This is a genomic window from Marinobacter sp. MIT932201 (assembly GCF_047123295.1).
GTDB classification, from domain to species: domain Bacteria; phylum Pseudomonadota; class Gammaproteobacteria; order Pseudomonadales; family Oleiphilaceae; genus Marinobacter; species Marinobacter salsuginis.
This window is the reverse complement of the sequence record NZ_CP138917.1, coordinates 2,474,600-2,493,669: the sequence shown is the minus strand read 5'-3', so window position 1 is coordinate 2,493,669 and position 19,070 is coordinate 2,474,600. Positions and strand designations below refer to the sequence as shown.

Below are 19,070 nucleotides of genomic sequence, written 5' to 3'. Positions count from 1 at the left end.
TCACTTGCCCTCCCGCCTGTTGCCTTTGATGTCCAGGACGCGGTTCAGCTCATCCCAGATGCCGGCGCTGAGGTTGACCACTTGCTGGCCACTGCCGTCCCAGTCTGGTTCTGCTCTTAGGATGAGATCGCGCCGGACGCTGGTGGCGACTTGTTCCAGGTCTTTGATGCGTTCTTGGGCTTTCTCGGCCTCAGCTCTGGCATCATCGAACCAGGCTTGCAGGTCTCGGTTTGCAGCCTGCAGTTGCTGCAGGCGCGTGGCAGCCTCAGCAATTACCAGGTCAGCATCGCGATCGCACTCGGCTGGGATGCGCATGGTGAATTCCCGATCCTGATAGTCGCCACCTTTGGTGATTGCTTCTGACAGTCCTTTCAGGCGGGTAATAATCTTCTCGAGTGGCACGGCTCTGGTGCTCTTGAATTCAGTGCTCATCGTCTGAGCCCTCCGTTCACTGAATGGGCCTCGCGCCTGGCTGAAATGCCGCGTTGGGTGATGGTCCATTTATGGCCGCAGTCATATTCCTTGTAGGAAATCAGATCCGCTTCCTCGCATTTCCTGATGGCAGCCAGTACCCGGGCTTCGCTCCAGCTGCTCTTCGGGCGCTTGTCTGGGTGGGTGAAGACGCTGTGATATGTATGGCTCAGCCCGAAGAAGTCCTTCGGAATGTCGTGTCCCCGATAGTGGGTGAACAGTTGGAGCAAAACGAACATATCGGTTGTCAGCACAACGTCTTCGCCGAAGAGCGCGCTTTGTTTCATTTGGCCGGCTGTATAGGTCACCTGGTTATGAAGTTGATTATTCATCACCACATCCCTGGCCTATCTGTTGCCCGTTGGTTGCGGGATCTGTGAATTCTTTCCAGTGCACCCAGCCATTCGGGCAGTGGAAACCCCACTCACGTTCTACCGCGCCGGTAATGAAGAGCGTCCATACCGGGCCGTCGACGACTTCCAGGCGGTGGGCCTGTTCAGCTGAACGGCTTACGATGCAGCCTGGTGTGAGCAAACGGCTGCCGTCCGGCAGAATTTCGCGGAGTGTTCCCTGGAGCACCAAGGAAGTGCTGGACCACGGGTGATCGTGGAGGGCTCTGTCATCGTCGCTTTTTCGAATGCAGTGAAGGTAGATGCTGCCTTCCGGGCGATCGCGGCGGAGCCAGTAGCGAATCAGGTAAGGGTCCTGTGGATCGCCGATGATGAAATCGGGTTCACGGAGGCGCACGGAATCCACCAGTATCGTTTTCAGCGCCTCTACATCTTTGAGTGCTCCGGCGAACGATGTCGGAATGTTGCCAGAGAGAGCTACTTCCAGCCTTCTCGAAAGCCAGCGGATTCGTTCTTTGGCTGCGGTCAGGTTTCCAATGTTCGGGTAGAGATAAACCTCGTTGGCGAGCTCGTCATCTGTAATATCACCTTTGCACAATAAAGCGCGCTCGCCGTCATACTTGCCCTCGTGTGGGTCTGTTTCTCCTGCCTCCCGCCAACGTGCTGATGGTGTTCGGTTTGGGGCTTTTTGTGAGTTGGCCGCCTTCGCCATTGCCTTGTAAATATCTTTGCAGGTATCCCAGGGCACCGTGACTGCTCGCTGATAAACCAATTCGCCGTCGCACTGTTCGCAGTTTTCATCCAGACCTTCCACGAGGCAGCGCCCACAATCTTCAGTGATTAATATCTCAAACTCACCCATGCATTCGGCTTTCATTTCGTTGGTAATGATTGGTTCAACCCCACCGACATGAACCAATTCACCCGGTGAATTATCTTCCAGCCATTTCATACCGGTGAGCGCCATGGCCCGCGCCTGGTCCTTGCTCTGTGGCATTGGAACAGTGTCTGTGGGGTGCGATCGCAACCAATCCTGAATCGCCTTCAGCTTGCGCATCGATCCCAGTGCCAAGTCTTCCACCCGGATCACGGTTTCCAGATCCTGCCGTGCGGTTTTGTTGTCCATCACAGGGCCTCCAGTTCCAGGTCTGGGTTGAAGGCGTAGCGGTCCATGGCGACTTCGCGGATGATCCCTTCCTTTGCCAGCTTCTTGCAGCGGTGGGCGCTGATGGTTCGGCCGTTGCGGGCGTCTTTTTCTGGCAGGCCTTCGATGGCGGCCCGTCGCACTTTCGGATGAATGCGCAGGTGGGCGCCGTCCTGCAGCGCGCTGATGATGTCTCTCATGGCCTTGTCGTCTTGCCGGCGGCTGCTGGCTGAGGGGGATTCGCCGGCGTCGTTGACTTCGGTTCGGTATGCCATGGGGTTCTCCTGTTTAAGATTGGCGGGCCGGATGTGGGGGATGAGGCGCCTTACCAGGTCGATCTCGGCCCAGACGGCCATGCGGATTTTGTGGCACCAGCGGAACACCGGGCCGGGTAGGGCGCGGCCTCGGTTGGCATCGCCAAACAGGGACTTGGCGATGCGGTAGGCTTTGAGCAGTCGGTTGAGGCGAGTGGTGATCATTGCGCCGGCTCCGGGTATTCATCCCAGGTGCGGCCATCCAGCGTGCGACCTGCGCGCTTTTTCCCCAATCGCCAGGCCTTTCCGGGTGGGTGTGGATCCTCAAAGTAATAACCGGATGGCTCTGGAAGTTCATCGGGTAGGCCGCCGTCGGGCGAGGGTGCGAACTCACCCCACTGTTTGAACAGGAAAGGTACCTCGGCGGCCTGGCACCGATCGCGTAGAGATCGGGCCCAGTCGGGGTGCATAGGTCTCGCGCCTGGTCCGGATTCACCGCCAACAACTACCCAGTCGATTGCTGGCCGTATCCATCCATGACCATCTGCAACCGATTCAGCCAGCATCGCGGCTGCCAATGGGTCCGTTTCACGAAGGCTGTGATCTCCCCGAAAAAGAAATTCGTCCAGGATAATAGGGCCCAGCAACGGCTCTGCACTGATCCACCGAACAGCAGCTGGCGTTTCGAGAAGCTGCGGTATGCGCTCGTTTGCGGTTTCTTGGTCTTCAACGCTTACGCCAAGCCAGAGGTTGGTTAGAGGCCATTGACCTTTAAGGTCGACTCTTAGGCCATCACCTTGATAGGGCAAAAGTTCTGCGGCTGCCTGGGCCAAGAAAAACGGCTGCCATGCTGCACCGGGGTAGGTGCTTTGAAGCCTTTGTGTGTCAAAGTTTGAGCGATCTGGATGAAATTCTAGCCAGGAAAAGAATTCCAGCATTCGTTGCGGGCGCTTGGTTAGCACCTGGAACGTATGCCAGGAAGCGGCGGCCATGATTCCGAATATTCCGGCGATGGTTTCGAAAGAGACAGCCGGGTGAAACAGGTCGCTCATGCTGTTCACGAAGATCATTCGCGGCTTGCTCCAGCGGCAGGGCTCGTCAAGCTTGTGTTCGACCAGTCGCACCTCGCCATTCCACTGGCCACCCTTGGCGATCAGCCCCTCATAGGGTTCACCTGGGCCTTTAAATCGATTTGCCACGGTTTCCGCGTAGCAGTTACGGCACCCTTCGCTGACTCGTGAGCAGCCACGGATCGGGTTCCAGGTGGATTCGGTCCACTCAATTCCGGTTTTCTGTCCCATGGGGGAACTCTCCAATAATGGTCAGTGCCTTGCGCGCGGCTTTGAGCATGGCGGCGCGGTGCGCTTTCTTTTCGATGCGCTTGTGGTTCATCACCATCAGGCAGTGGATGATGTCGGCCAGAGTGGTTTCCGGGTGATTAGCCACGGCGCAATCGAGGGTGGATGCACAGTCAGCTGCGCTGCTACCCAGGTATTTGTTGAGCTCGGCTTCCACCTGGGTAAATACCTGAGCGCCGGTTGGCTCTGGCTTGGGTTGCTGAATCTCGTCTTCGCGCAGGGCCTCTTCAAAGTCCTGGCGGGTGACTTGTTCTGTGGCCATGGTTAAGCCCTCCGGCGCTCATGCATGTGGCCCCACACATCGATGATCTCGATGATCTGCTCCTGGGTGAGGTACCGTTCCAGGTGGTGGCCGGGGCCCAGGGTTGAGAGTAGGGCGATGGCGGCCTCGGTGTTGTCGATGTCCAGGCTGCAGATCACGTCGCGCAGGTTGGCGGCGAAGTTGTCGTTCCAGAGGGAAAGCAGCAGGGCGCTGGCTGCGCGTCCTCCGCCGGTGTCGCCCCGCGCGATCTGGTAGAGCTTGGTGGCGGCGGCCTGGGGGTTGTTTTGGTAGCGCTGCTGTGACTCCGCCTGTTTCTTGCGCTGCCTGGCTTCATATTCTTCTGCGGTGCAGCGGACGGTTACGTTGCCGTTGTAGACTGGGTCCTGAATCTGTTCCATGGTGTTGTTCTCCTGGTTCAGGCCACTGCCGGGTGGTAGGCGGCCATGGCTTTGATCACGCCAAGGGTGGTGTGGCAATCGGTGAGGGCGCGGTGAGCGTTGCCGTCTACGGTGACTCCGCACTGGCGGGCGGCTTTGTCGAGCGATTGCCATTTCCAGCTTTCGCGGTAGTCGTCCCATTCGCCGTAGAACTTGGCGTAGGTTTTCATGGCACAGAATGGGAACAGGGTTGGCGCCCTGCAGCCGCGCTTCATGGCGCTCTGTTGGATGAGGCGGGCATCGTAGGAGGAGTTGTACATCACCACGGTTTTTCCCTGGATGACGCGCAGCAGGTCTGGCAGTACCTGGTCGAAGGTTGGGGCATCGGCGGTCTCTGCCAGGGTAATGCCGTGCACGGCCTGTGCGGCTGGGTTGATCTCGCCGGCAGGGCGCACCAAAGTATCCAGCAGGGTGTTGCCATGGCAGTTGATAACGCTGATCTCTACGATCTCGTCTGTCTCGGTAAGGCCGGTCGTCTCGGTGTCGATAATCACCGCGTTGTCGTGAATCCAGAATCTGGCGAGTTCGGCGGCGTGTTGTTTCAGGTCCATGATGTTCTCCTTTGTGGCATCTGGCAGGGCTCTCGGCGAAAGCCCTCTCAGATGCGCCCCTGTGGGGCGCGGTTGGTTTATTTGCCGGGGTTGAAGCTGCCCACGAAGGTTTTCACGGGGGTGTCTTCAAAGCCGGAGCGGAGTTTTTCTTCCAGTTCCTGGGCCATTTCCTCTTCGGCGGTTTCCAGGCGCACGATGCGGGGAACAATCACGGGCTTTTCGCTGGTGATCAGGCTGAGTCGAAGGTTGAAGGTGCGTTCTTCAAGGCCCTGGTAGGGCTCGCAGGTGAATTTCAGGAAGCAGGGGAACTGGTCTTTGTTCTTGGCTTCCACTTCCGCCATGGCGCTGCGGCGGCTGCTGAGGGATTGTGTTTCGCTGGTGGCTTCGGCGTTGGTGCCGATGGTGATTCGGCGCACGGCAGAGACGGCGGCGGCCATGGGCACGTTGGTGGAGCCATCTTCAGCGAAGGCTTCCAGGTGGTCTTTCCAGTCTTCCAGCCATTCGGCGAGGTTCTTCTGGTCGAACTTACGGCCGTTGGTTTCCAGCAGCTGCTTGAAGGCTTCGGTTTTCTCCAGCTGGAGATTCGCGTGGTGATCGCCGTGGCCGGGGTTTTCGGCATCACCCAGGTTGAAGAAGGTCTTTGCGCTCATGGTCGACGGGCTGACAAAGCAGGGAAAATCACCAGCAGCGGGCACCCATCCGTAGTCCTCGGTTGTGGCGGTCACGTATTCCACGAATTCCGCGATGAGGCTGGTGGACATAGATCCGCGGTACCGGCGGCGCTGTTCCAGGTATTGCTCCAGATCGTGGACGCTGACACCTGCAGGCAAGGCCGCCACTGTTCCGTTGGTCTGTTCCTGGATGAACTGCTGGATACTGTCGGCCTGGATAATGCCGATGATCCTTTCCAGCGTTTTACTCAAATCTTGTTCGAGACTCATGGATTACTCCTGATCCTGTGGGTTGATTTCGCCCTTCTTGCCAAACATCTGGTGCTGGTTTTCCGGGAACACGGTCATGCGGCCACCGGTATTCACGTGCATCACGCTTTCGGTGGTGTTCTTCTGGCGGTAGCTGCCGTTGGCTTCGGGCACTTCGTAATCGATGGTGTGCTTGATACCAACGCGGTAGCTGTTGCCGATGCGGTCGATCTTGAACTTGAGGGTGAGATCACCGGCTTTGTTCTGGTCGACCACGCCAGCTGCAACATCGCTCAAGGCGCGGGAGACCTTTTCGGCGAACACACCGCCGTCCAGATCGTTGATGAAATCGGGCAGATCAGTGCCCCGGTTGTTTCCACTCACAGTGCTATCTCCGGTTGCTGGGTGAGTTGTTGGCCAATGCGCTCTACCTCCCGGCCCACCAGTTGGTTGAGGCCCCGGCGGGTGGGGTAGTACTGCTCGGCATTCAGCAGTTCGTGGCACAGGTGCAGGCCCTGTAGGGGGTCAGCCGTGGCGGCTTGCTGGATCTCAACCCTGAGCTCCAGGTCGGACAGGCGCATGAGCGCTGCCAGGTTGTGGGTTTTGGTCATGCAGGCGCGGGCCATTAGCGAGCCCTCCGTAACTGCGTGGCATCGTTCACGAACGCGCGGCGGCGTAGGTCCTGGATGATCTGGCACAGCTGCTGGTGGCTGATGTCCGGGCCGGTGGCACCGGCCGCATGGCGAATGTCTCGAAGCCAGCCGATGGCCTCGCCGTGTTGCTGGCCCTGTTTGGCGATCAGCTTGGTCGCCTGTTCCAGGTGCGCCACGGTGCGATCGAAGTGGATCACCAGTTCGTTCAGTGCCTGGCTCTGCTCTTCGTAGGCCTGCTGCAGCTGTTCGAAGGTGAGCTCGGGTTGCTTGGCGGCTGTGTTCATTGGTGCTCTTCTCCCCAGGCGGCGATGATGGGTTCCATATCGCTGAGGGTGACCAGCTGCCGGAAGCTCACCTGGCAGGCAATGATGAAGTTGGCCAGGTGTCGGCAGGCGTAGTTGAGTTCGCGCTCGAAAAAGCCCAGGTCATTCAGGTCCAGGGGGTACTGCTCTGGACTCCACAGGGACAACAAAAAACGACCGGCGCGGTTGGCGTCTGTGCCTTCCTGCATGGCGGCGGAGAACATGGTGTTCAGGGCACGATTGACAACAGGCGCTCGGGTGTTGAGATCCAGCCAGCCCAGACGGCCGTCCAGGGCCGTGAGCTGAGAAGGTGTGCTCATGGAGGCGAATCCGGCGTTTGCGCCCTGCGATGGGAAGGCAGAGCCAGAGGGTTTCGCGCTTGTATGTTGCGGCATCGGTGATGTCATTGTGGTGCGTCCTTTCAATGGTTGCTTTGCTGATCAGCCAGACCAGGCACAGGCTGAAGATGAGTAGTGCGGCGGTGATGGCCATGGGGCACGTCCTCCGGTTGGGGTTTTCTGCTGGGCCCCGGGCGGTATTGCAGGCTTTTGCCAACGCTGGCCAGGGCCTGCTTGATAACCGTTACCGGGGTGTTGTCTGGGAAGTTGATGGTTGCCATGGCCAATGCCTCACACGGTGCGTAGGGTGGCTTTGCCGCGCTGGATGAGCGCGCGGATAGCTGCGGGATCGCCACTGTAGGCCGCCACGGTTTTCCGGGTGCGGGCCTCGGCTTCGGCGTGGTTGCCCTTGGGAAACAGGTTCACGTGGTTGGCGATCGCCTCTTTCATTTCTTCCGGCTTGCCGTTGAGCTTGCGCTGCCAGATGAGTTGCCAGCTGGCGAGTAGCTGTTGGGCTGTGGGGCGGTTTTCGGATTGCATCGGGTAAAAGTCCTTCATTAATGGCTGTTTAAAAAATCCAGAAATATTTCGTAGAGGGGCGTCCGCCCGTTGCCTCAACGGCTGAAGAAAGAATCCCAACTCTGATTAACGCTGCCAGGGCGTTCTCAACCTGCTCTGGTGTCTTCAGTCCCTTCCAGCCTTTGTTCAGAAGCTCCCGGGAAGTGAAGTGTTTGCTAAGCTTTTCCCTTCTCTCGTAGATCAATCGGGACGTATCACAGATTTCTTCTAAACTGTCTTCGTCATCCTGTGGCCTGCCAAAAGGTGTTGGCCCAGGTTCAAGGGATTTGGAAAGGGAGTTGTTCCGAGATGAGTGAGCATCCACGGAAATCGAAAGAAGCCGTTCTTCAATCGCTATTCGAAGCGTCGAATCTGCTTGAGCAAGCGCGTGATGTATCGAGTTCTGCAATATTTCCTGAAGGTCATCCAAAGCTTCGTCTTCGCTATATCCACCTCTCGCAGCAAGTAGAGGAATTAAGGCTCCGTGCTCTGAACCTTCATGATGAAGTTGAGCGCAAACTGAAATAGTCAGGCCGCTTTTTTCGTTAGACATTGAAACCTTCATGATTCCGTTCCTGTTTTCTGGTGTGAGTTGGCTTCGGTGATTTCCACTTCGAACTCTTTGGCCAGCCACCGGATTCCTTTCTCGGTTACCTGGGGCGTGGCGTAGGTCTTCAAGCCCAGCGTTGGGTGCTTGTAGGATTTGAGCTCGGTGGTGAACAGGCCCTGCTCTACGTAGCTGCGGTAGGGCAGGTTGTTGTTGTTCAGCACCTTGCGGCTGCGCAGGGCCCGATACAGCTTCTGCGGGCCAAGGTTGAGCATGCGGGCGGCCTCAAAAAGTAGGGTGGTTTGCTGGCTCATATGTGCCCCCGTTCGATCATCTGGTTGTAGCGATCGTTGGCGATCTGGCACAAATCGAGGAGTTCGCCCACGGTGAGATCGCGGGCAGATTTACCTGTTGCTTGTATCTCGCGGGCCAGCTCCATTTGGTATGGCCCGTTGCCGTGTACTTCCGAACCAAGATCGAACAGGGGTTTGAGCACTTGGCAGATTGTTTTGCTCTCCATCAGGCTGCACTCCCATGGTTGGCCGGCAGGACTTCTTCCCAGCGCACGCGATACACGCCCTGGCTGCGGCTGCTGGCTGTTCTGAGGAATGAATCGCCGGTACCGGTGCCCGCGGTGATGCCGCTGATGACAATGAGCACGCCAGCAATGGCCTTGGCGGCGTTGTTCTTGGTGGCTTCAGCAGCTTTTTCGGCAGCGGTTCTGGCTTTGAGGTAGCCCCGTGTGAAGGCGCGGGCGATGGCCAGGCAACGGTTGTTGCATTCGAGCTTGTGCATTACCTGGCTGGTGAGTTTCTTGGCGCCGGGTTCGCCGTGGCCGCGTAGCATTCCGATGGCGAAGTTCTCTTTCCCTTCCGCCATCCAGGCAAGCGTTTCCAACTGGCTTCTGGTGAAGCGGTTGTTGATGTTGCATGCTGTGAATTCGGTGGCGGTGAAGGTTTCCATAAAGGCACCCTTATCGTTACTAAGGAATGCCTTAACAATAATGCTTAACTTCAGATAGGTAAAGGTAGCCTTACAAAAATTAAGGCTAAGCTGATTGTGTTTTTTATAGTCTTTGCCTATATGTTGAGAAACAAGGCTGGTTCAACAGGGAGTGAGGGTATGAGGGTTTTAGGGGTGATTTTGCTTATGGTGTTCGTTTTCAATGCTAGTGCGGCGGAGACTGTAGGTGGGAAATATGCCTGTTTAACGAAAGGTTGGTTTGAGGACGTTATTAAGTTTGTGGCAGCAGACGATATGGGTAGCCTGCAAGCCTATCTGGACTCAAGGAAGTGCTTTGCACTCAAGGATGGCGTCAAAGTGACTATCATCGAATACCCTGGAATGTTCGGAGGAATCTGGGAGGTTGCCTACAACGGGCAAAAGTTCTTCGTGCAGCGTGAAGGGATTAGAGATTACTGAAGGGAGGGCGCAACCTAGAGATATGCAGGCTCGTCAACTATCTCGTTTCGAAGAAGTTGCCACTAGGGAATTTAAAAAGTCCGCGAGAATCCCGATCGATTCATCAGATAGTTTTTGATTCGCGATCGCAAATCTCAATGCTTTCAAAAGACGCTCTGTGTTGGGGCTGTCTTGATAAAGACTGTACTCAACACTCGTCTCCGCAACTTGCATTTCCTTTCTATTTTCATCTGAGCTATCGAAGGTTTTAGGACCCTCTCCGTTGAGTAGATAAAGATACCTGTATCCGCTGATTTCACTCAGTTTTTTGAGGTTATCTTTTGATATCTGGCCGGTTCGCTTCCAGCCGCCAACAGACTGCACTGTGACATCGCAGTAGTTAGCAATCGCCGTTTGTGTAGCAGGGCCGTCTTCGATGGCCTCCTTGATCCGCAAACGGAATTTTTCAAGGTTGTCTTTATCCATCCGCGAACGATATACAGAAATCTTTTGGTTGCATAGCAAGCCAACCTCAGTATTATTAAGGGCAGACTTAATCATGGTGAGTTGTCCTGTGGATATTATCGAAATCTTCGAATTACTCCTTAATGGCTCTGAAATTAAAACAAAATCTCAGATCGCAGAGCTTTGTAACGTGACACCTCAGGCGCTGAACTGCTGGAAGCGTATTCCAGCTCAGCACTGCAGAAAGCTAGAGGTTGCCTCTGGCGGTCGTGTTACTCGGTATCAGATGCGTCCTGACATTTTTGGGCCGGGCCTTGGTGATGATTCGGACCTTGTCGATGATCTCGCAGGAATCATTGCTGCATAAGTAACCGACAAGATACTGGATCGAGGGCTCTTTCCATGTCACCTTTTTACGATTGCGGAGGCCGCAATGGATATTGATGCGGTGCTCACTCAGATGCGCGATCTCGGCCTCCTGGTCGACTCCATCGATACCTCGGGCAAGCTGGTCCGGGTTCCTGTTACCTATCCCCGTGCCGACAAAGGCAAGAAGAAATCCGGTTGGTATGTCGTTCACGAGTTCCGCTTAAGCTCTGGCGGCATTGGCCTTGCCGGTTCGTTCGGGAATTACAAGATCGATGAAAAGCGCAAAGTTGGGATGCCTGCGGGTTCGCTTTCTGAGGAAGACCGGAAAGAGTATCAGCGCCGGCGAAAGCAGGCTCAGGAAAAGGCCCGTAAAGAGCAGGAAGCAGCGGCGAAGGAGTGCAGGGAAAAAGCTCAGCGCATCTGGAGCAAACTGCCAGTGGAAGGGCCCAGCAAGTACCTGGCGGCAAAGGGCGTGGCCCCGTTCGGGCTGCGTTTCAGCCGGGGCAGTGTGGTTGTGCCTGTTTACAAGCCTGTTACCTGCGATGGCCCCCAGCTTTTCGCTTTGGATCTCGTGAGCCTTCAGTGGATTTCGCCGGAGGGTGAGAAGACGTTCCTCACCGGCACGCCCAAAGAGGGTTCCTTTCACTGGCTTTGCGATATCCCGGGCTCTGATAGCCAGGTTGTCATTGTGATCGTGGAGGGCTACGCCACTGGTGCCAGCGTGCACATGGCGACTGGCCTGCCTGTAGCGGTTGCTTTTGATTCGGGCAACCTGGTGCCGGTGGCCAAAGCCATTCGCCATTTCTGCCCTTCGGCGGTTATCTGCATAGCCGGGGATGAGGACAAAGAGACAGAGGAACGGATCGGCAAGAACCCGGGCCGGTTGAAGGCAGAGGAGGCCGCGAAGGCGGTGAACGGTGTTTGGGTGGTCCCTGAGTTTGCGGGGGCTGCCGATGGCACTAACTGACTTTAACGATCTTCATAAGGCGCAAGGTCTTGAAGCGGTTCGAGCCCAGGTGATGGCCGCGATTGAGGCTGGCCCTTCGAGTAATGATTCCTCCCCGGATGAATCTCCCCTGGCCCCCTCTGATTCAGGGGGTTCGGGGGAGGGCGATGCTCTTCAGAAAGCCCTGCAGCGTTATGCGTTGATCCATGGTGAAACGAAGGTTTACGACTCGCACCAGCAGAAGGTGTACAAACAGGCGGGCATGAAGGCCACCTTGGGCAATGACCTGTTCAACGCCTGGATGAAGCACCCGAACCGGCGAACGATGACCTGGGTGGAGGTAAATGGCCAGAAGCCTAAAGACGCTGATGGCGATCCGTTTTTCAAGATTATCGAGCGGTTTGTGTACATCTACCCCACGAAGAACGTCTGGGATAAGCAACGCCACGATGTGGTGTCGCTGGAGGCGCTGAAGGCGTTCATCCCAAACGATTACACGCGCTGGATGGAACACCCCAGCCGGAAGGTGATCGACCAGGACAACATTGTTTTTGACCCTACCCAGCAGGCCGATACGGAGACCACGATCAATACCTTCACGGGTATTCCGCTGGTACCGGATGAGATGGCCAAGGCTGAGAAGTACAGCAAGTGCAAGGGCATCTTCGATCTACTCTGCCACCTGTGCAACCAGGACCAGGAAACCATCGATTGGGTGGTGCGCTGGCTGGCTTACCCGCTGCAGAACGTGGGTGCAAAGCTGGATACGGCCCTGCTGTTCCACTCGGATGTTCATGGCAGTGGTAAATCGCTCTTCTTCGGCGAGGTGATGCGGAAGATCTACGGGCCTTATGCGGCGATTCTTGGCCAGCACCAGCTGGAATCCCAGTACACGGATTGGCGGAGCCGGCTGTTGTATGCGGTGTTTGAGGAGGTGCTTTCCCGAACGGAAAAGCACAACCAGATGGGCACCATCAAGCACATGATTACGGGGCAGACCCAGCGCATTGAACGGAAGTTCGTGACCGGCTGGGAGGAAGCCAACCACATGAACGGGGTGTTCCTGAGTAATGAGATACAGCCGTTCCCGCTTGAACCTTCCGATCGACGTTTCCTGGTGGTGTGGCCGAAGGGCACATTGAGCACGGAACTGCAGAACCGGGTGTCGTTTGAACTGGATAACGGCGGGCCGGCGGCGTTCTACCAGCTGCTGCTGGATTATCCGCTGGCTGATTTCACATCACACACCAAACCCCTGGACACGATTGCCAGGCAGCGTGTGATTGAGTTCAGCCTGCCGAACTTTGAGGTGTTCTTCCGGGACTGGAAAGCCGGAGACCTGGATATTCCCTTCCACAGCTGTACCACCCGGGATGTGTACCTGTTCTATCGCAAGTGGTGTTCGGAGACGGGCAACAGGCCGCTTACGGAGACGAAGCTGATCACGATCTTTTCAAGCCGTCTGTTGAAGGCCCGGGAGCGCTTCAAGCTGGCTGGTGTGGAGCACCAGGCGATGATGTTTGTGATGGAGGATCCGCCGGAGAACAGTTCGAAGGCGGATCACCTGGGTGGCTGTGTGGCTAACTTCCGCAAGCGAGCGGGCAATGTGGAGCCTGATTGATGGTTGTGGGCAGGGTTTGCTCTGTTTTGTGCAGGGTATGTGCAGGGTTGGAAACCAACCCTGCACGTGTTCAGGCCATGGGGCAGAAGGGATGTGCAGGGTGTGCAGGGTGTGCAGGGTTTCTCGCGCACGTGCGCGTGTGTAATACGTGAGATGTGTATGAGCCGGAAAGGCTCTATTAAAAAATTCTCCCGCGCGAGGCAATTGACTATGCACACCCTGCACACCCTGCACAAACGTTGTGAGAGTAAGGCTGAAAGCGTGCAGGGTTTAAAACAAACCCTGCACATACCCTGCACGGGATTCTAAAAACGTGAAAACGGAGACGGCTATGCTGGATGAAACAAGGCGGAGACTGCAGGACTGGGGCGTGTGGGTGCGCAGTGGTGGGGTTAACTCGGGCTATGCGGCGGTTCAGTTGGCTGCAGGTGTGGGTGGCTGCACGGTGCCGGATGATGAGGCCCTGGCGGTGGACCAGGCGGTGGCCAGCCTGAAGAAGCGGGAGCCGCAGCTGGGCAAGGTGGTGCTGGCCTACTACGTTCGGCGCTGGGACTATTCGATGATCGGCCTGGAAGTGAAAATGAGCCGGGAGAAGGTTCGCGTACTGCTGCGAAGTGCAGAGGCCTGGGTGGATGGTCGGCTGTTTCGGTAAGTCTGGAATTATAAAAAATAAGTTTAGGTTGACACCGTGCATGCACGGATATAGTCTGATTCACGTACAGTCGCAGAAGTATGGCTGAACACCAAAAGAGCCCTGAGAACCCCGGTTAGCGATAGCCGGGGTTTTCTTTTGTGGCGAGGGTTTTTGCGGTGTTTGGCCTGCGGCGGTTCTGATCATCGGAAGTGTCTCTACGGTCCAACATGCCGGGACCTTTGCCCGAAGGTTGTTGTCTCGGGCTGTTTTGAATTCTGGAGGGCGTTATGGGCTTCAAGCTGAGCAACCGATCCATGGCGCGGCTTTCTGGTGTTCATGACGATCTCTTTTCTGTGGTTGAGCGTGCCATCCAGATCACTGAGGTTGATTTCACGGTTTTGGAAGGGTTGCGTTCACTCTCTCGCCAGAAGGAACTGTTCGACTCTGGCGCATCCACCACGATGAACAGCCGGCACCTGACCGGCCATGCGGTGGATCTGGGTGCCTGGGTTACCGGCGGTGTGCGCTGGGACTGGCCACTGTATTACAAGATCGCTGATGCGATGAAGCAGGCCGCTGAGGAGCTTGGCGTGCCTATCGAGTGGGGCGGTGACTGGGAAACTTTCAAGGATGGGCCTCATTTCCAGCTGCCCTGGCACCAATACCCGTAACCCCGAGCCCACATGACCCGGAATGATCGGATGCCCTTCAGTCAGATAGCGACAATGCTGAACGATAGCCCTGGCTTCTGGGCTTTCATCGGCGGCGTCATTGCCACTATTGGTTGGGTGGTTGTTGGGCTTTTCAGTACCCGTTCCAAACAAATCATCGCCATTGAGGCGAGCCTCAAAGAGCGCGAAAGCGCTTTGGCGGACCATTATTCCAATGAGCTTACACGGCTGAATGCGGTGGTTGCCGATCTCGATAATGCTCTCAAAGCTCAGGCCATCCACTACCGCGAAGAAATGCAGCGTGAGCGGGATGAGTGCAACGCCAAGATAATGGGCCTGAAGGGTGAGATAGAGATCCTGAAGCGCCGGATGGCCAGCGAGGAAGCACGGGATGCCTGACTTTTTTGCCAAACACTTCATTGTTCGTCGTCTGGTTCTGATCTGGGCCTGCGTGCTCATCACGGTTGTTGTGCTGCGCGTGACTGATCCTGAAGTGATGCAGGCTATTGGCGGTGCTGCGGTGGCGACCATTGTTACTGCTGTGATCGGCATTCTGGCCACTGTGTTGACGCTCTGGCGCGGCAATCCGGGTGACAAGTGATCCTTGAAGCGGCCAAGGCAAAGCTTGCGCCTTTCCTGGTGCCGATCATCGGAACACTGGTGGTTGTGGTGGCTGGTGCCTTCTGGTGGCTTTGGAGCGATCGGGAGCAGCTGCTGGAAGAAAACAGCACGCTCACCCAGGCGATGGAGCAGGCCAAGGTCACCAACCAGCAAAACCTTTCAGAGATTGCCCGCCTTCAGGCAGACATTGCCTGGCGCGATCAGCAGGCGGTGATCCGATCCGAGCGTGAGCGAACCCTTAACGACCAGCTGGCCGAAGCTGAGGCCAAGCTGAAGGAATTGGTGAAAGATGCGCCTTGCAGTGGTCCTGAGTATGTGTGGCCTGATGCTGTTTATGACCGGATGCGGGCCGGCACAGTGGCTGACCCGAACCGAATACGTGAGGCACCGGGTGCCAGCGGATTACCTGGTAAAGCGAACCTTGCCGGCTCCGCCCAGGCGGATTGACTGGTGCCCGGTTTGGGCAGAACAGCTGAAAACCGTGGCCGGCAAGTGTGAAGGCGACAAAGACGATATCCGGGCTTGGGATGAGCGCCCGATTGAGCTTCAGGCGCCTGATTGATCAGCGAAGCCTTCGCCTAATCCCGATAGCGGCCAGGCCGAGGGCAAGCAGCGCAATCGTTGACGGTTCGGGAACGGTGTGAGCGATAGGCGTTTCTCTTCCGAAAGCCTCTCGCCGAGTAGAGCTGTCTTCTGCGTCCCAAAATGAGAACTGGAAAAAGTTAAAGGCATATCCATTCCCGAGCCGCGCAAGAATGTATTCCGGGTCGTTGTAGGCAAAATGCTCAGACAGCCCGAAACGCCATTCACCGGGCCGACCATCTGCGAACCGCATGGAATGCAAGAAATACGCAACCGTTGTGTTAGGGGCTGGACCGTTGTCCGGAGTGACGGTGAACACACTCGGGGCAATGCTCTCTAGTAACAGGCCCTGGCTCTTACAGTTCACAGAGGACTTGAGAGCCATTGCGTTTTCTACATCCACTCTGAATGCGATATCTACGGTTCCGCAGGCATCGAAAATATTCGTAGTCCATGGGGCTCCATCGATTGTCAGGTTATCGAACCTGTAATCGATAATTGTGGCTTTAGCCACCGCTGAAAACATCCAGAGTGCGGTGAATAAGATAAATCCCGGCTTGGTAATCATTTCAAAGTCCATTTTGATGTTGTTAGAAACTCGCCAATGCAAAAAGCGTTCTTATCTAGGCTTTCTGTTTTAAAACAGAAGCATGAGAAAGCCCCGAAAAGCCCGTTTTCTTGCGACGGTAAATTTTATCGACAGTATCTGGCCAATGAGGCAACCGAGCAATGACCCTGAACCCCACCTTCACACCGCCGCGCAATTTACCTGTGGCCGCTAAGGCTGGGGGTGGATTTCAGTCGCAGGGGTTGGTGTCGTCTGGCCTTATCTTCCAAGAGACGTTTGAGGGGGCTTTACAAAATGGTTCCACTCTAGCTAATGGCGCTGAAGTCGTGACCAGCGCAAAAATGAGCGGCAGCAAAACGTGCCGCGTGAACCTGAAAGACTCTGCGACAGACCCCCTAGTTACCACTCCAAGCAACTCGGCAACCTACGAATACAACGGTACGCTATTGCGCGACACGACCTCTGACGTTGTGACGGCTATCTGGAACTTCAGGTTCGATGACGCGAAGTGGAACGGAACGCTTGAGACGATCAATGACGCATCAGGCGTTGTTTTGAAAGGCGGTTATTTTGGAGCCTACCAGAACAAAGTGAACGGTTTTTATCCTGTACTGAAGGGCGGACCAAACGGGTCAATCAATCTTGGAGACAATCAAGGTCGGGGCGACAACGGCTGGGAAGATTCAGTGTGGGCAAACGATCCTGGTCGTCTGATCTGGTATCTGGAAACGGGACACGAGTGGGGCGCAGGTACGGGCGTCCACGAATTTAAAGTCACAGTTGACCATTCGCATCCAGATTATCAGCAGCTCCGCATGTGGGTTGATGGCAATTTGGCTACCAATAGCCAATACGCTACTGATGGAATCATTCGCCTTCCAAAAACATGGCGATTCGAAAGTTTTTCTACTTGCTACACAAATCCCGGGAATGTCGACCAAGCAACGGATCGGACTGAAACGGCGTGCGGCATTGAATTTGATAACGTGCGGATCTACGAAAGGGAGGTTGTCTAATGGCCAACTTCGTAACCGATACGTTTACAGCGTCAGGAGGGACCGGTACACCTCCCAGAATTGAGTTGGTCAATCATACAGGTGATACCGGGCACAGCTGGGACGCAACCTTTGACTTACGAGTCAGAACAGATACAGATGTTGTGGGCAGCGGAGTCGGGGCGAACTCCTATGAATACGCCACCGCGTCTATTACCCCGCCTTCTGCAAACTACAGAGTTTCGCTTGATGTAGATGTTCTTACAGGCGCGGACTTTACGGCGGCTGGTCCTGGTGCAAGGATTACTGGTGCAAACAGGGATAGCGGGTATTTTGCCTCCGTAGATCCAAACGAAGCTTTAGTAGTGCTTGAAAGGCATGACGCTGGCGTTAGGACTCCCTTGGGAACGCCCTTCGACATATCGGATATACTTCTACTTGATCCGATCAATGTCGAGATAGTATGCGATGGGGATCAAATTAGCGCGAAGGTAAACGGCACAACTCAAATCGGGCCAGTTACGGATACTACATACTCGTCTGCCGGTAGTGTGGGGTTTTATCTCAGAGCTGGAGGTACTGAGTTTGAAACCATAATCGCTGATAACTTCTCTGCCGATACGTTGGCTGCGGTCAGCGCTCCAACCCTCTCATCGGTTCCGGCCACGGCTTATCCCGGCGAAACCATCACGATCACCGGCTCCGGCCTGACGGGTGCTTCGGCTGATTTTGGTGGCGAGACGGCCTCCGTAACGGTCAATAGTGACACGGAAATTGAAATAACGATTGCTCAAGGTGATTTGCCGTTCGGTACAGATACTCTGACTGTCACGACTTCGGGCGGCTCGGCTACTGATGATATTGACCTGATTGTCGAGCCTGGAACGGGCGGCTATGTCGATGTGGTTGATCCCGCTGCAGCGGATACGTCCTCATTGGCCTATCAGTTTGAGGCCGCAGGCGGCGATCCTGTCGCAACCGGCGATCAGTGCCAGTGGCGCTATACCGGTGTGGGCGGCGACCCGACAAGCATGACGGTTCAGCCTGATACGCTAGTATCAGCACTGGATGCCGAGGGCGATGTGGATGTGCGGTTCTGGGATGCGACAGATAGCACCTGGGGTTCGTGGACAGAGCTTTCAGCGAGTGCTACTGACACAACCCCGGATCAATTCGACCTCGGAGCAAACGTAACAGGAGCAGAGCCGGGCGCAACGGTTCAGCGCACCTTTGTTCTGGCTGGGATTGATTCAGGCGAAACTGTCACTGTCAACGCAACAGGCAGCGCTACCCGATCACCGGCTACGGCTCAGGTGGGCGATACGATCACGGTAGAGCTGACAGCGGGAGCGTTTGAGGCGGTAGTGTCGGGCGGCGTTACTATCAACGGCGTCTCGGGCAGCTTCAGCGTTACCTCCCGGGCAGCGGTCCTGCCTACTCAGGATGTAGCGCTTCCAGATCTGAGCCTGGGCGAAACCGATGCGGTCAGCATTGATCTGGATGGCTACTTCAGCGGAGCCAGTTCCTACACGTTAACCGGAATCCCGACAGACTCTGGCCTGTCGTTCTCTGGCTCTGTTCTGAGTGGCAACGTCAACAAAGACGATATTGCCGGCTCTCCCTACACCCTGACCGCTACTGCATTCAGTGCAGAAGGCAGCATTCAGGATTCCTTCAGCGTCACGGTTGTTGACGATATTGCGCCGGCTGTGACCATTGGCGACCTGACAACGCTGAATACGACTCCAACAGCCGTTGGAAGCGCCGGTGATGCTACTGGGTTAACCCTGGTGGTAGAGGGTGTGGATGTAACCCACACCTCCAGCTACAACCCAACTCCTTCAAACGGAAGCTGGGCTCAACAGTTGGATGAGCTGGCCATCGGCACATACACAATGACGCTGACGGGCACGGATGATGCTGGCAACGAAAAGGTTGTTACAGCAACGCTGAACGTGGTCGATGAGATCATCACCTCCCCCAGGGGTCTGTTCCAGCCGCTGTTCCGTTCACTGACTGGATCCGTTAATCAAACACTCTTCAGGTGACTAC

General features: G+C 56.0%; 32 protein-coding genes. 11 read left to right on the top strand and 21 right to left on the bottom strand.

Annotated elements, in window-relative coordinates; genetic code table 11:
• The 19 genes from SIC15_RS11355 to SIC15_RS11265 all read right to left on the bottom strand — a co-directional run bounded on the left by SIC15_RS11355 (window position 1) and on the right by SIC15_RS11265 (window position 9,108).
• On the bottom strand, window positions 1-432 hold the full coding sequence (locus SIC15_RS11355) for a hypothetical protein (RefSeq protein ID WP_412535946.1): 432 nt from the start codon (window positions 430-432) through the stop codon (window positions 1-3).
• On the bottom strand, window positions 429-803 hold the full coding sequence (locus SIC15_RS11350) for a hypothetical protein (protein WP_412535945.1): 375 nt from the start codon (window positions 801-803) through the stop codon (window positions 429-431). Before SIC15_RS11350 ends, SIC15_RS11355 begins: the two co-directional genes overlap by 4 nt.
• Window positions 796-1,911 (bottom strand): hypothetical protein, encoded by a 1,116-nt coding sequence (locus SIC15_RS11345; RefSeq protein ID WP_412535944.1) that lies wholly within the window; start codon window positions 1,909-1,911, stop codon window positions 796-798. Before SIC15_RS11345 ends, SIC15_RS11350 begins: the two co-directional genes overlap by 8 nt.
• Before the next feature lie 35 nt (window positions 1,912-1,946).
• Entirely contained in the window at window positions 1,947-2,444 is a 498-nt protein-coding gene (locus SIC15_RS11340) for a hypothetical protein (RefSeq protein ID WP_412535943.1), read from the bottom strand.
• A complete protein-coding gene (locus SIC15_RS11335) occupies window positions 2,441-3,520 on the bottom strand; it encodes a DUF5131 family protein (protein WP_412535942.1) in 1,080 nt (359 codons plus the stop codon). The genes SIC15_RS11340 and SIC15_RS11335 overlap by 4 nt, the downstream gene beginning before the upstream one ends.
• Complete coding sequence (locus tag SIC15_RS11330) at window positions 3,498-3,839, bottom strand: hypothetical protein (RefSeq protein WP_412535941.1); 342 nt, start codon at window positions 3,837-3,839, stop codon at window positions 3,498-3,500. Before SIC15_RS11330 ends, SIC15_RS11335 begins: the two co-directional genes overlap by 23 nt.
• Before the next feature lie 2 nt (window positions 3,840-3,841).
• Window positions 3,842-4,237 (bottom strand): hypothetical protein, encoded by a 396-nt coding sequence (locus tag SIC15_RS11325; protein WP_412535940.1) that lies wholly within the window; start codon window positions 4,235-4,237, stop codon window positions 3,842-3,844.
• Window positions 4,238-4,254: 17 nt separating this feature from the next.
• Complete coding sequence (locus SIC15_RS11320; RefSeq protein ID WP_412535939.1) at window positions 4,255-4,827, bottom strand: exonuclease domain-containing protein; 573 nt, start codon at window positions 4,825-4,827, stop codon at window positions 4,255-4,257.
• Window positions 4,828-4,904: 77 nt separating this feature from the next.
• Window positions 4,905-5,768, bottom strand: a complete 864-nt coding sequence (locus SIC15_RS11315) for a DUF2303 family protein (RefSeq protein ID WP_412535938.1) — start codon at window positions 5,766-5,768, stop codon at window positions 4,905-4,907.
• A 3-nt stretch (window positions 5,769-5,771) separates the two neighbouring features.
• Window positions 5,772-6,131, bottom strand: a complete 360-nt coding sequence (locus SIC15_RS11310; RefSeq protein ID WP_412535937.1) for a hypothetical protein — start codon at window positions 6,129-6,131, stop codon at window positions 5,772-5,774.
• Window positions 6,128-6,373, bottom strand: a complete 246-nt coding sequence (locus SIC15_RS11305; protein WP_412535936.1) for a hypothetical protein — start codon at window positions 6,371-6,373, stop codon at window positions 6,128-6,130. Before SIC15_RS11305 ends, SIC15_RS11310 begins: the two co-directional genes overlap by 4 nt.
• The gene (locus SIC15_RS11300; protein ID WP_412535935.1) at window positions 6,373-6,684 is read right to left on the bottom strand and encodes a hypothetical protein; all 312 of its coding nucleotides are present in this window, start codon (window positions 6,682-6,684) and stop codon (window positions 6,373-6,375) included. The genes SIC15_RS11305 and SIC15_RS11300 overlap by 1 nt, the downstream gene beginning before the upstream one ends.
• Complete coding sequence (locus tag SIC15_RS11295) at window positions 6,681-7,022, bottom strand: hypothetical protein (protein ID WP_412535934.1); 342 nt, start codon at window positions 7,020-7,022, stop codon at window positions 6,681-6,683. The genes SIC15_RS11300 and SIC15_RS11295 overlap by 4 nt, the downstream gene beginning before the upstream one ends.
• 101 nt (window positions 7,023-7,123) lie before the next feature.
• Window positions 7,124-7,321 (bottom strand): hypothetical protein, encoded by a 198-nt coding sequence (locus SIC15_RS11290; RefSeq protein WP_412535933.1) that lies wholly within the window; start codon window positions 7,319-7,321, stop codon window positions 7,124-7,126.
• Between the two features lie 10 nt (window positions 7,322-7,331).
• Window positions 7,332-7,580, bottom strand: a complete 249-nt coding sequence (locus SIC15_RS11285; protein ID WP_412535932.1) for a hypothetical protein — start codon at window positions 7,578-7,580, stop codon at window positions 7,332-7,334.
• 28 nt (window positions 7,581-7,608) lie between these two features.
• Window positions 7,609-8,163 carry a hypothetical protein gene (locus tag SIC15_RS11280; RefSeq protein ID WP_412535931.1) on the bottom strand — a complete coding sequence of 185 codons (555 nt, stop codon included), beginning with the start codon at window positions 8,161-8,163 and terminating at the stop codon, window positions 7,609-7,611.
• Window positions 8,160-8,459: a phage antirepressor KilAC domain-containing protein gene (locus SIC15_RS11275; RefSeq protein WP_412535930.1), complete on the bottom strand. Its 300-nt coding sequence runs from the start codon at window positions 8,457-8,459 to the stop codon at window positions 8,160-8,162. Before SIC15_RS11275 ends, SIC15_RS11280 begins: the two co-directional genes overlap by 4 nt.
• Window positions 8,456-8,665, bottom strand: a complete 210-nt coding sequence (locus SIC15_RS11270) for a hypothetical protein (protein WP_412535929.1) — start codon at window positions 8,663-8,665, stop codon at window positions 8,456-8,458. The genes SIC15_RS11275 and SIC15_RS11270 overlap by 4 nt, the downstream gene beginning before the upstream one ends.
• Window positions 8,665-9,108: a helix-turn-helix transcriptional regulator gene (locus tag SIC15_RS11265; RefSeq protein WP_412535928.1), complete on the bottom strand. Its 444-nt coding sequence runs from the start codon at window positions 9,106-9,108 to the stop codon at window positions 8,665-8,667. Before SIC15_RS11265 ends, SIC15_RS11270 begins: the two co-directional genes overlap by 1 nt.
• Window positions 9,109-9,267: 159 nt before the next feature.
• Here SIC15_RS11265 and SIC15_RS11260 point away from each other — a divergent pair, with 159 nt between their 5' ends.
• Window positions 9,268-9,567, top strand: coding sequence for a hypothetical protein (locus SIC15_RS11260; RefSeq protein ID WP_412535927.1), 300 nt, complete (start codon window positions 9,268-9,270; stop codon window positions 9,565-9,567).
• Window positions 9,568-9,600: 33 nt separating this feature from the next.
• Here SIC15_RS11260 and SIC15_RS11255 read toward each other — a convergent pair whose 3' ends face one another.
• Complete coding sequence (locus tag SIC15_RS11255) at window positions 9,601-10,107, bottom strand: hypothetical protein (protein ID WP_412535926.1); 507 nt, start codon at window positions 10,105-10,107, stop codon at window positions 9,601-9,603.
• A 13-nt stretch (window positions 10,108-10,120) separates the two neighbouring features.
• Here SIC15_RS11255 and SIC15_RS11250 point away from each other — a divergent pair, with 13 nt between their 5' ends.
• The 8 genes from SIC15_RS11250 (at window position 10,121) to SIC15_RS11215 (ending at window position 15,320) form a co-directional block, all read left to right on the top strand.
• Entirely contained in the window at window positions 10,121-10,378 is a 258-nt protein-coding gene (locus SIC15_RS11250; RefSeq protein WP_412535925.1) for a transcriptional regulator, read from the top strand.
• A gap of 66 nt (window positions 10,379-10,444) precedes the next feature.
• Window positions 10,445-11,347 (top strand): toprim domain-containing protein, encoded by a 903-nt coding sequence (locus SIC15_RS11245; RefSeq protein ID WP_412535924.1) that lies wholly within the window; start codon window positions 10,445-10,447, stop codon window positions 11,345-11,347.
• Entirely contained in the window at window positions 11,334-12,947 is a 1,614-nt protein-coding gene (locus SIC15_RS11240; protein ID WP_412535923.1) for a DUF5906 domain-containing protein, read from the top strand. The genes SIC15_RS11245 and SIC15_RS11240 overlap by 14 nt, the downstream gene beginning before the upstream one ends.
• A 331-nt stretch (window positions 12,948-13,278) precedes the next feature.
• Window positions 13,279-13,599: an antiterminator Q family protein gene (locus SIC15_RS11235; protein WP_412535922.1), complete on the top strand. Its 321-nt coding sequence runs from the start codon at window positions 13,279-13,281 to the stop codon at window positions 13,597-13,599.
• Between the two features lie 269 nt (window positions 13,600-13,868).
• Window positions 13,869-14,252 (top strand): M15 family metallopeptidase, encoded by a 384-nt coding sequence (locus tag SIC15_RS11230; protein ID WP_412535921.1) that lies wholly within the window; start codon window positions 13,869-13,871, stop codon window positions 14,250-14,252.
• 30 nt (window positions 14,253-14,282) lie between these two features.
• Window positions 14,283-14,651: a hypothetical protein gene (locus tag SIC15_RS11225; RefSeq protein WP_412535920.1), complete on the top strand. Its 369-nt coding sequence runs from the start codon at window positions 14,283-14,285 to the stop codon at window positions 14,649-14,651.
• The gene (locus SIC15_RS11220; protein ID WP_412535919.1) at window positions 14,644-14,853 is read left to right on the top strand and encodes a hypothetical protein; all 210 of its coding nucleotides are present in this window, start codon (window positions 14,644-14,646) and stop codon (window positions 14,851-14,853) included. Before SIC15_RS11225 ends, SIC15_RS11220 begins: the two co-directional genes overlap by 8 nt.
• Window positions 14,850-15,320, top strand: coding sequence for a hypothetical protein (locus SIC15_RS11215; protein ID WP_412535918.1), 471 nt, complete (start codon window positions 14,850-14,852; stop codon window positions 15,318-15,320). Before SIC15_RS11220 ends, SIC15_RS11215 begins: the two co-directional genes overlap by 4 nt.
• Before the next feature lie 115 nt (window positions 15,321-15,435).
• On the opposite strand, the gene SIC15_RS11210 is transcribed toward SIC15_RS11215, so the two are convergent.
• Window positions 15,436-16,023, bottom strand: coding sequence for a PEP-CTERM sorting domain-containing protein (locus tag SIC15_RS11210; RefSeq protein WP_412535917.1), 588 nt, complete (start codon window positions 16,021-16,023; stop codon window positions 15,436-15,438).
• Window positions 16,024-16,184: 161 nt separating this feature from the next.
• Between SIC15_RS11210 and SIC15_RS11205 the strand changes: the two genes are divergently transcribed.
• Both SIC15_RS11205 and SIC15_RS11200 read left to right on the top strand, forming a co-directional pair.
• The gene (locus SIC15_RS11205) at window positions 16,185-17,039 is read left to right on the top strand and encodes a hypothetical protein (RefSeq protein WP_412535916.1); all 855 of its coding nucleotides are present in this window, start codon (window positions 16,185-16,187) and stop codon (window positions 17,037-17,039) included.
• A complete protein-coding gene (locus SIC15_RS11200; RefSeq protein ID WP_412535915.1) occupies window positions 17,039-19,066 on the top strand; it encodes an Ig-like domain-containing protein in 2,028 nt (675 codons plus the stop codon). The genes SIC15_RS11205 and SIC15_RS11200 overlap by 1 nt, the downstream gene beginning before the upstream one ends.
• The last annotated feature ends 4 nt before the right edge of the window (window positions 19,067-19,070 follow it).

Bases quoted from the DNA above. Each gene is read 5' to 3' on its own strand.
- SIC15_RS11355 (WP_412535946.1), bottom strand. From the start codon at position 432: ATGAGCACTGAATTCAAGAGCACCAGAGCCGTGCCACTCGAGAAGATT.
- SIC15_RS11350 (WP_412535945.1), bottom strand. From the start codon at position 803: ATGAATAATCAACTTCATAACCAGGTGACCTATACAGCCGGCCAAATG.
- SIC15_RS11340 (WP_412535943.1), bottom strand. From the start codon at position 2,444: ATGATCACCACTCGCCTCAACCGACTGCTCAAAGCCTACCGCATCGCC.
- SIC15_RS11335 (WP_412535942.1), bottom strand. From the start codon at position 3,520: ATGGGACAGAAAACCGGAATTGAGTGGACCGAATCCACCTGGAACCCG.
- SIC15_RS11330 (WP_412535941.1), bottom strand. From the start codon at position 3,839: ATGGCCACAGAACAAGTCACCCGCCAGGACTTTGAAGAGGCCCTGCGC.
- SIC15_RS11325 (WP_412535940.1), bottom strand. From the start codon at position 4,237: ATGGAACAGATTCAGGACCCAGTCTACAACGGCAACGTAACCGTCCGC.
- SIC15_RS11320 (WP_412535939.1), bottom strand. From the start codon at position 4,827: ATGGACCTGAAACAACACGCCGCCGAACTCGCCAGATTCTGGATTCAC.
- SIC15_RS11315 (WP_412535938.1), bottom strand. From the start codon at position 5,768: ATGAGTCTCGAACAAGATTTGAGTAAAACGCTGGAAAGGATCATCGGC.
- SIC15_RS11305 (WP_412535936.1), bottom strand. From the start codon at position 6,373: ATGGCCCGCGCCTGCATGACCAAAACCCACAACCTGGCAGCGCTCATG.
- SIC15_RS11300 (WP_412535935.1), bottom strand. From the start codon at position 6,684: ATGAACACAGCCGCCAAGCAACCCGAGCTCACCTTCGAACAGCTGCAG.
- SIC15_RS11295 (WP_412535934.1), bottom strand. From the start codon at position 7,022: ATGAGCACACCTTCTCAGCTCACGGCCCTGGACGGCCGTCTGGGCTGG.
- SIC15_RS11290 (WP_412535933.1), bottom strand. From the start codon at position 7,321: ATGGCAACCATCAACTTCCCAGACAACACCCCGGTAACGGTTATCAAG.
- SIC15_RS11285 (WP_412535932.1), bottom strand. From the start codon at position 7,580: ATGCAATCCGAAAACCGCCCCACAGCCCAACAGCTACTCGCCAGCTGG.
- SIC15_RS11280 (WP_412535931.1), bottom strand. From the start codon at position 8,163: ATGAAGGTTTCAATGTCTAACGAAAAAAGCGGCCTGACTATTTCAGTT.
- SIC15_RS11275 (WP_412535930.1), bottom strand. From the start codon at position 8,459: ATGAGCCAGCAAACCACCCTACTTTTTGAGGCCGCCCGCATGCTCAAC.
- SIC15_RS11270 (WP_412535929.1), bottom strand. From the start codon at position 8,665: ATGGAGAGCAAAACAATCTGCCAAGTGCTCAAACCCCTGTTCGATCTT.
- SIC15_RS11265 (WP_412535928.1), bottom strand. From the start codon at position 9,108: ATGGAAACCTTCACCGCCACCGAATTCACAGCATGCAACATCAACAAC.
- SIC15_RS11260 (WP_412535927.1), top strand. From the start codon at position 9,268: ATGAGGGTTTTAGGGGTGATTTTGCTTATGGTGTTCGTTTTCAATGCT.
- SIC15_RS11255 (WP_412535926.1), bottom strand. From the start codon at position 10,107: ATGATTAAGTCTGCCCTTAATAATACTGAGGTTGGCTTGCTATGCAAC.
- SIC15_RS11245 (WP_412535924.1), top strand. From the start codon at position 10,445: ATGGATATTGATGCGGTGCTCACTCAGATGCGCGATCTCGGCCTCCTG.
- SIC15_RS11240 (WP_412535923.1), top strand. From the start codon at position 11,334: ATGGCACTAACTGACTTTAACGATCTTCATAAGGCGCAAGGTCTTGAA.
- SIC15_RS11235 (WP_412535922.1), top strand. From the start codon at position 13,279: ATGCTGGATGAAACAAGGCGGAGACTGCAGGACTGGGGCGTGTGGGTG.
- SIC15_RS11230 (WP_412535921.1), top strand. From the start codon at position 13,869: ATGGGCTTCAAGCTGAGCAACCGATCCATGGCGCGGCTTTCTGGTGTT.
- SIC15_RS11225 (WP_412535920.1), top strand. From the start codon at position 14,283: ATGCCCTTCAGTCAGATAGCGACAATGCTGAACGATAGCCCTGGCTTC.
- SIC15_RS11220 (WP_412535919.1), top strand. From the start codon at position 14,644: ATGCCTGACTTTTTTGCCAAACACTTCATTGTTCGTCGTCTGGTTCTG.
- SIC15_RS11210 (WP_412535917.1), bottom strand. From the start codon at position 16,023: ATGATTACCAAGCCGGGATTTATCTTATTCACCGCACTCTGGATGTTT.
- SIC15_RS11205 (WP_412535916.1), top strand. From the start codon at position 16,185: ATGACCCTGAACCCCACCTTCACACCGCCGCGCAATTTACCTGTGGCC.
- SIC15_RS11200 (WP_412535915.1), top strand. From the start codon at position 17,039: ATGGCCAACTTCGTAACCGATACGTTTACAGCGTCAGGAGGGACCGGT.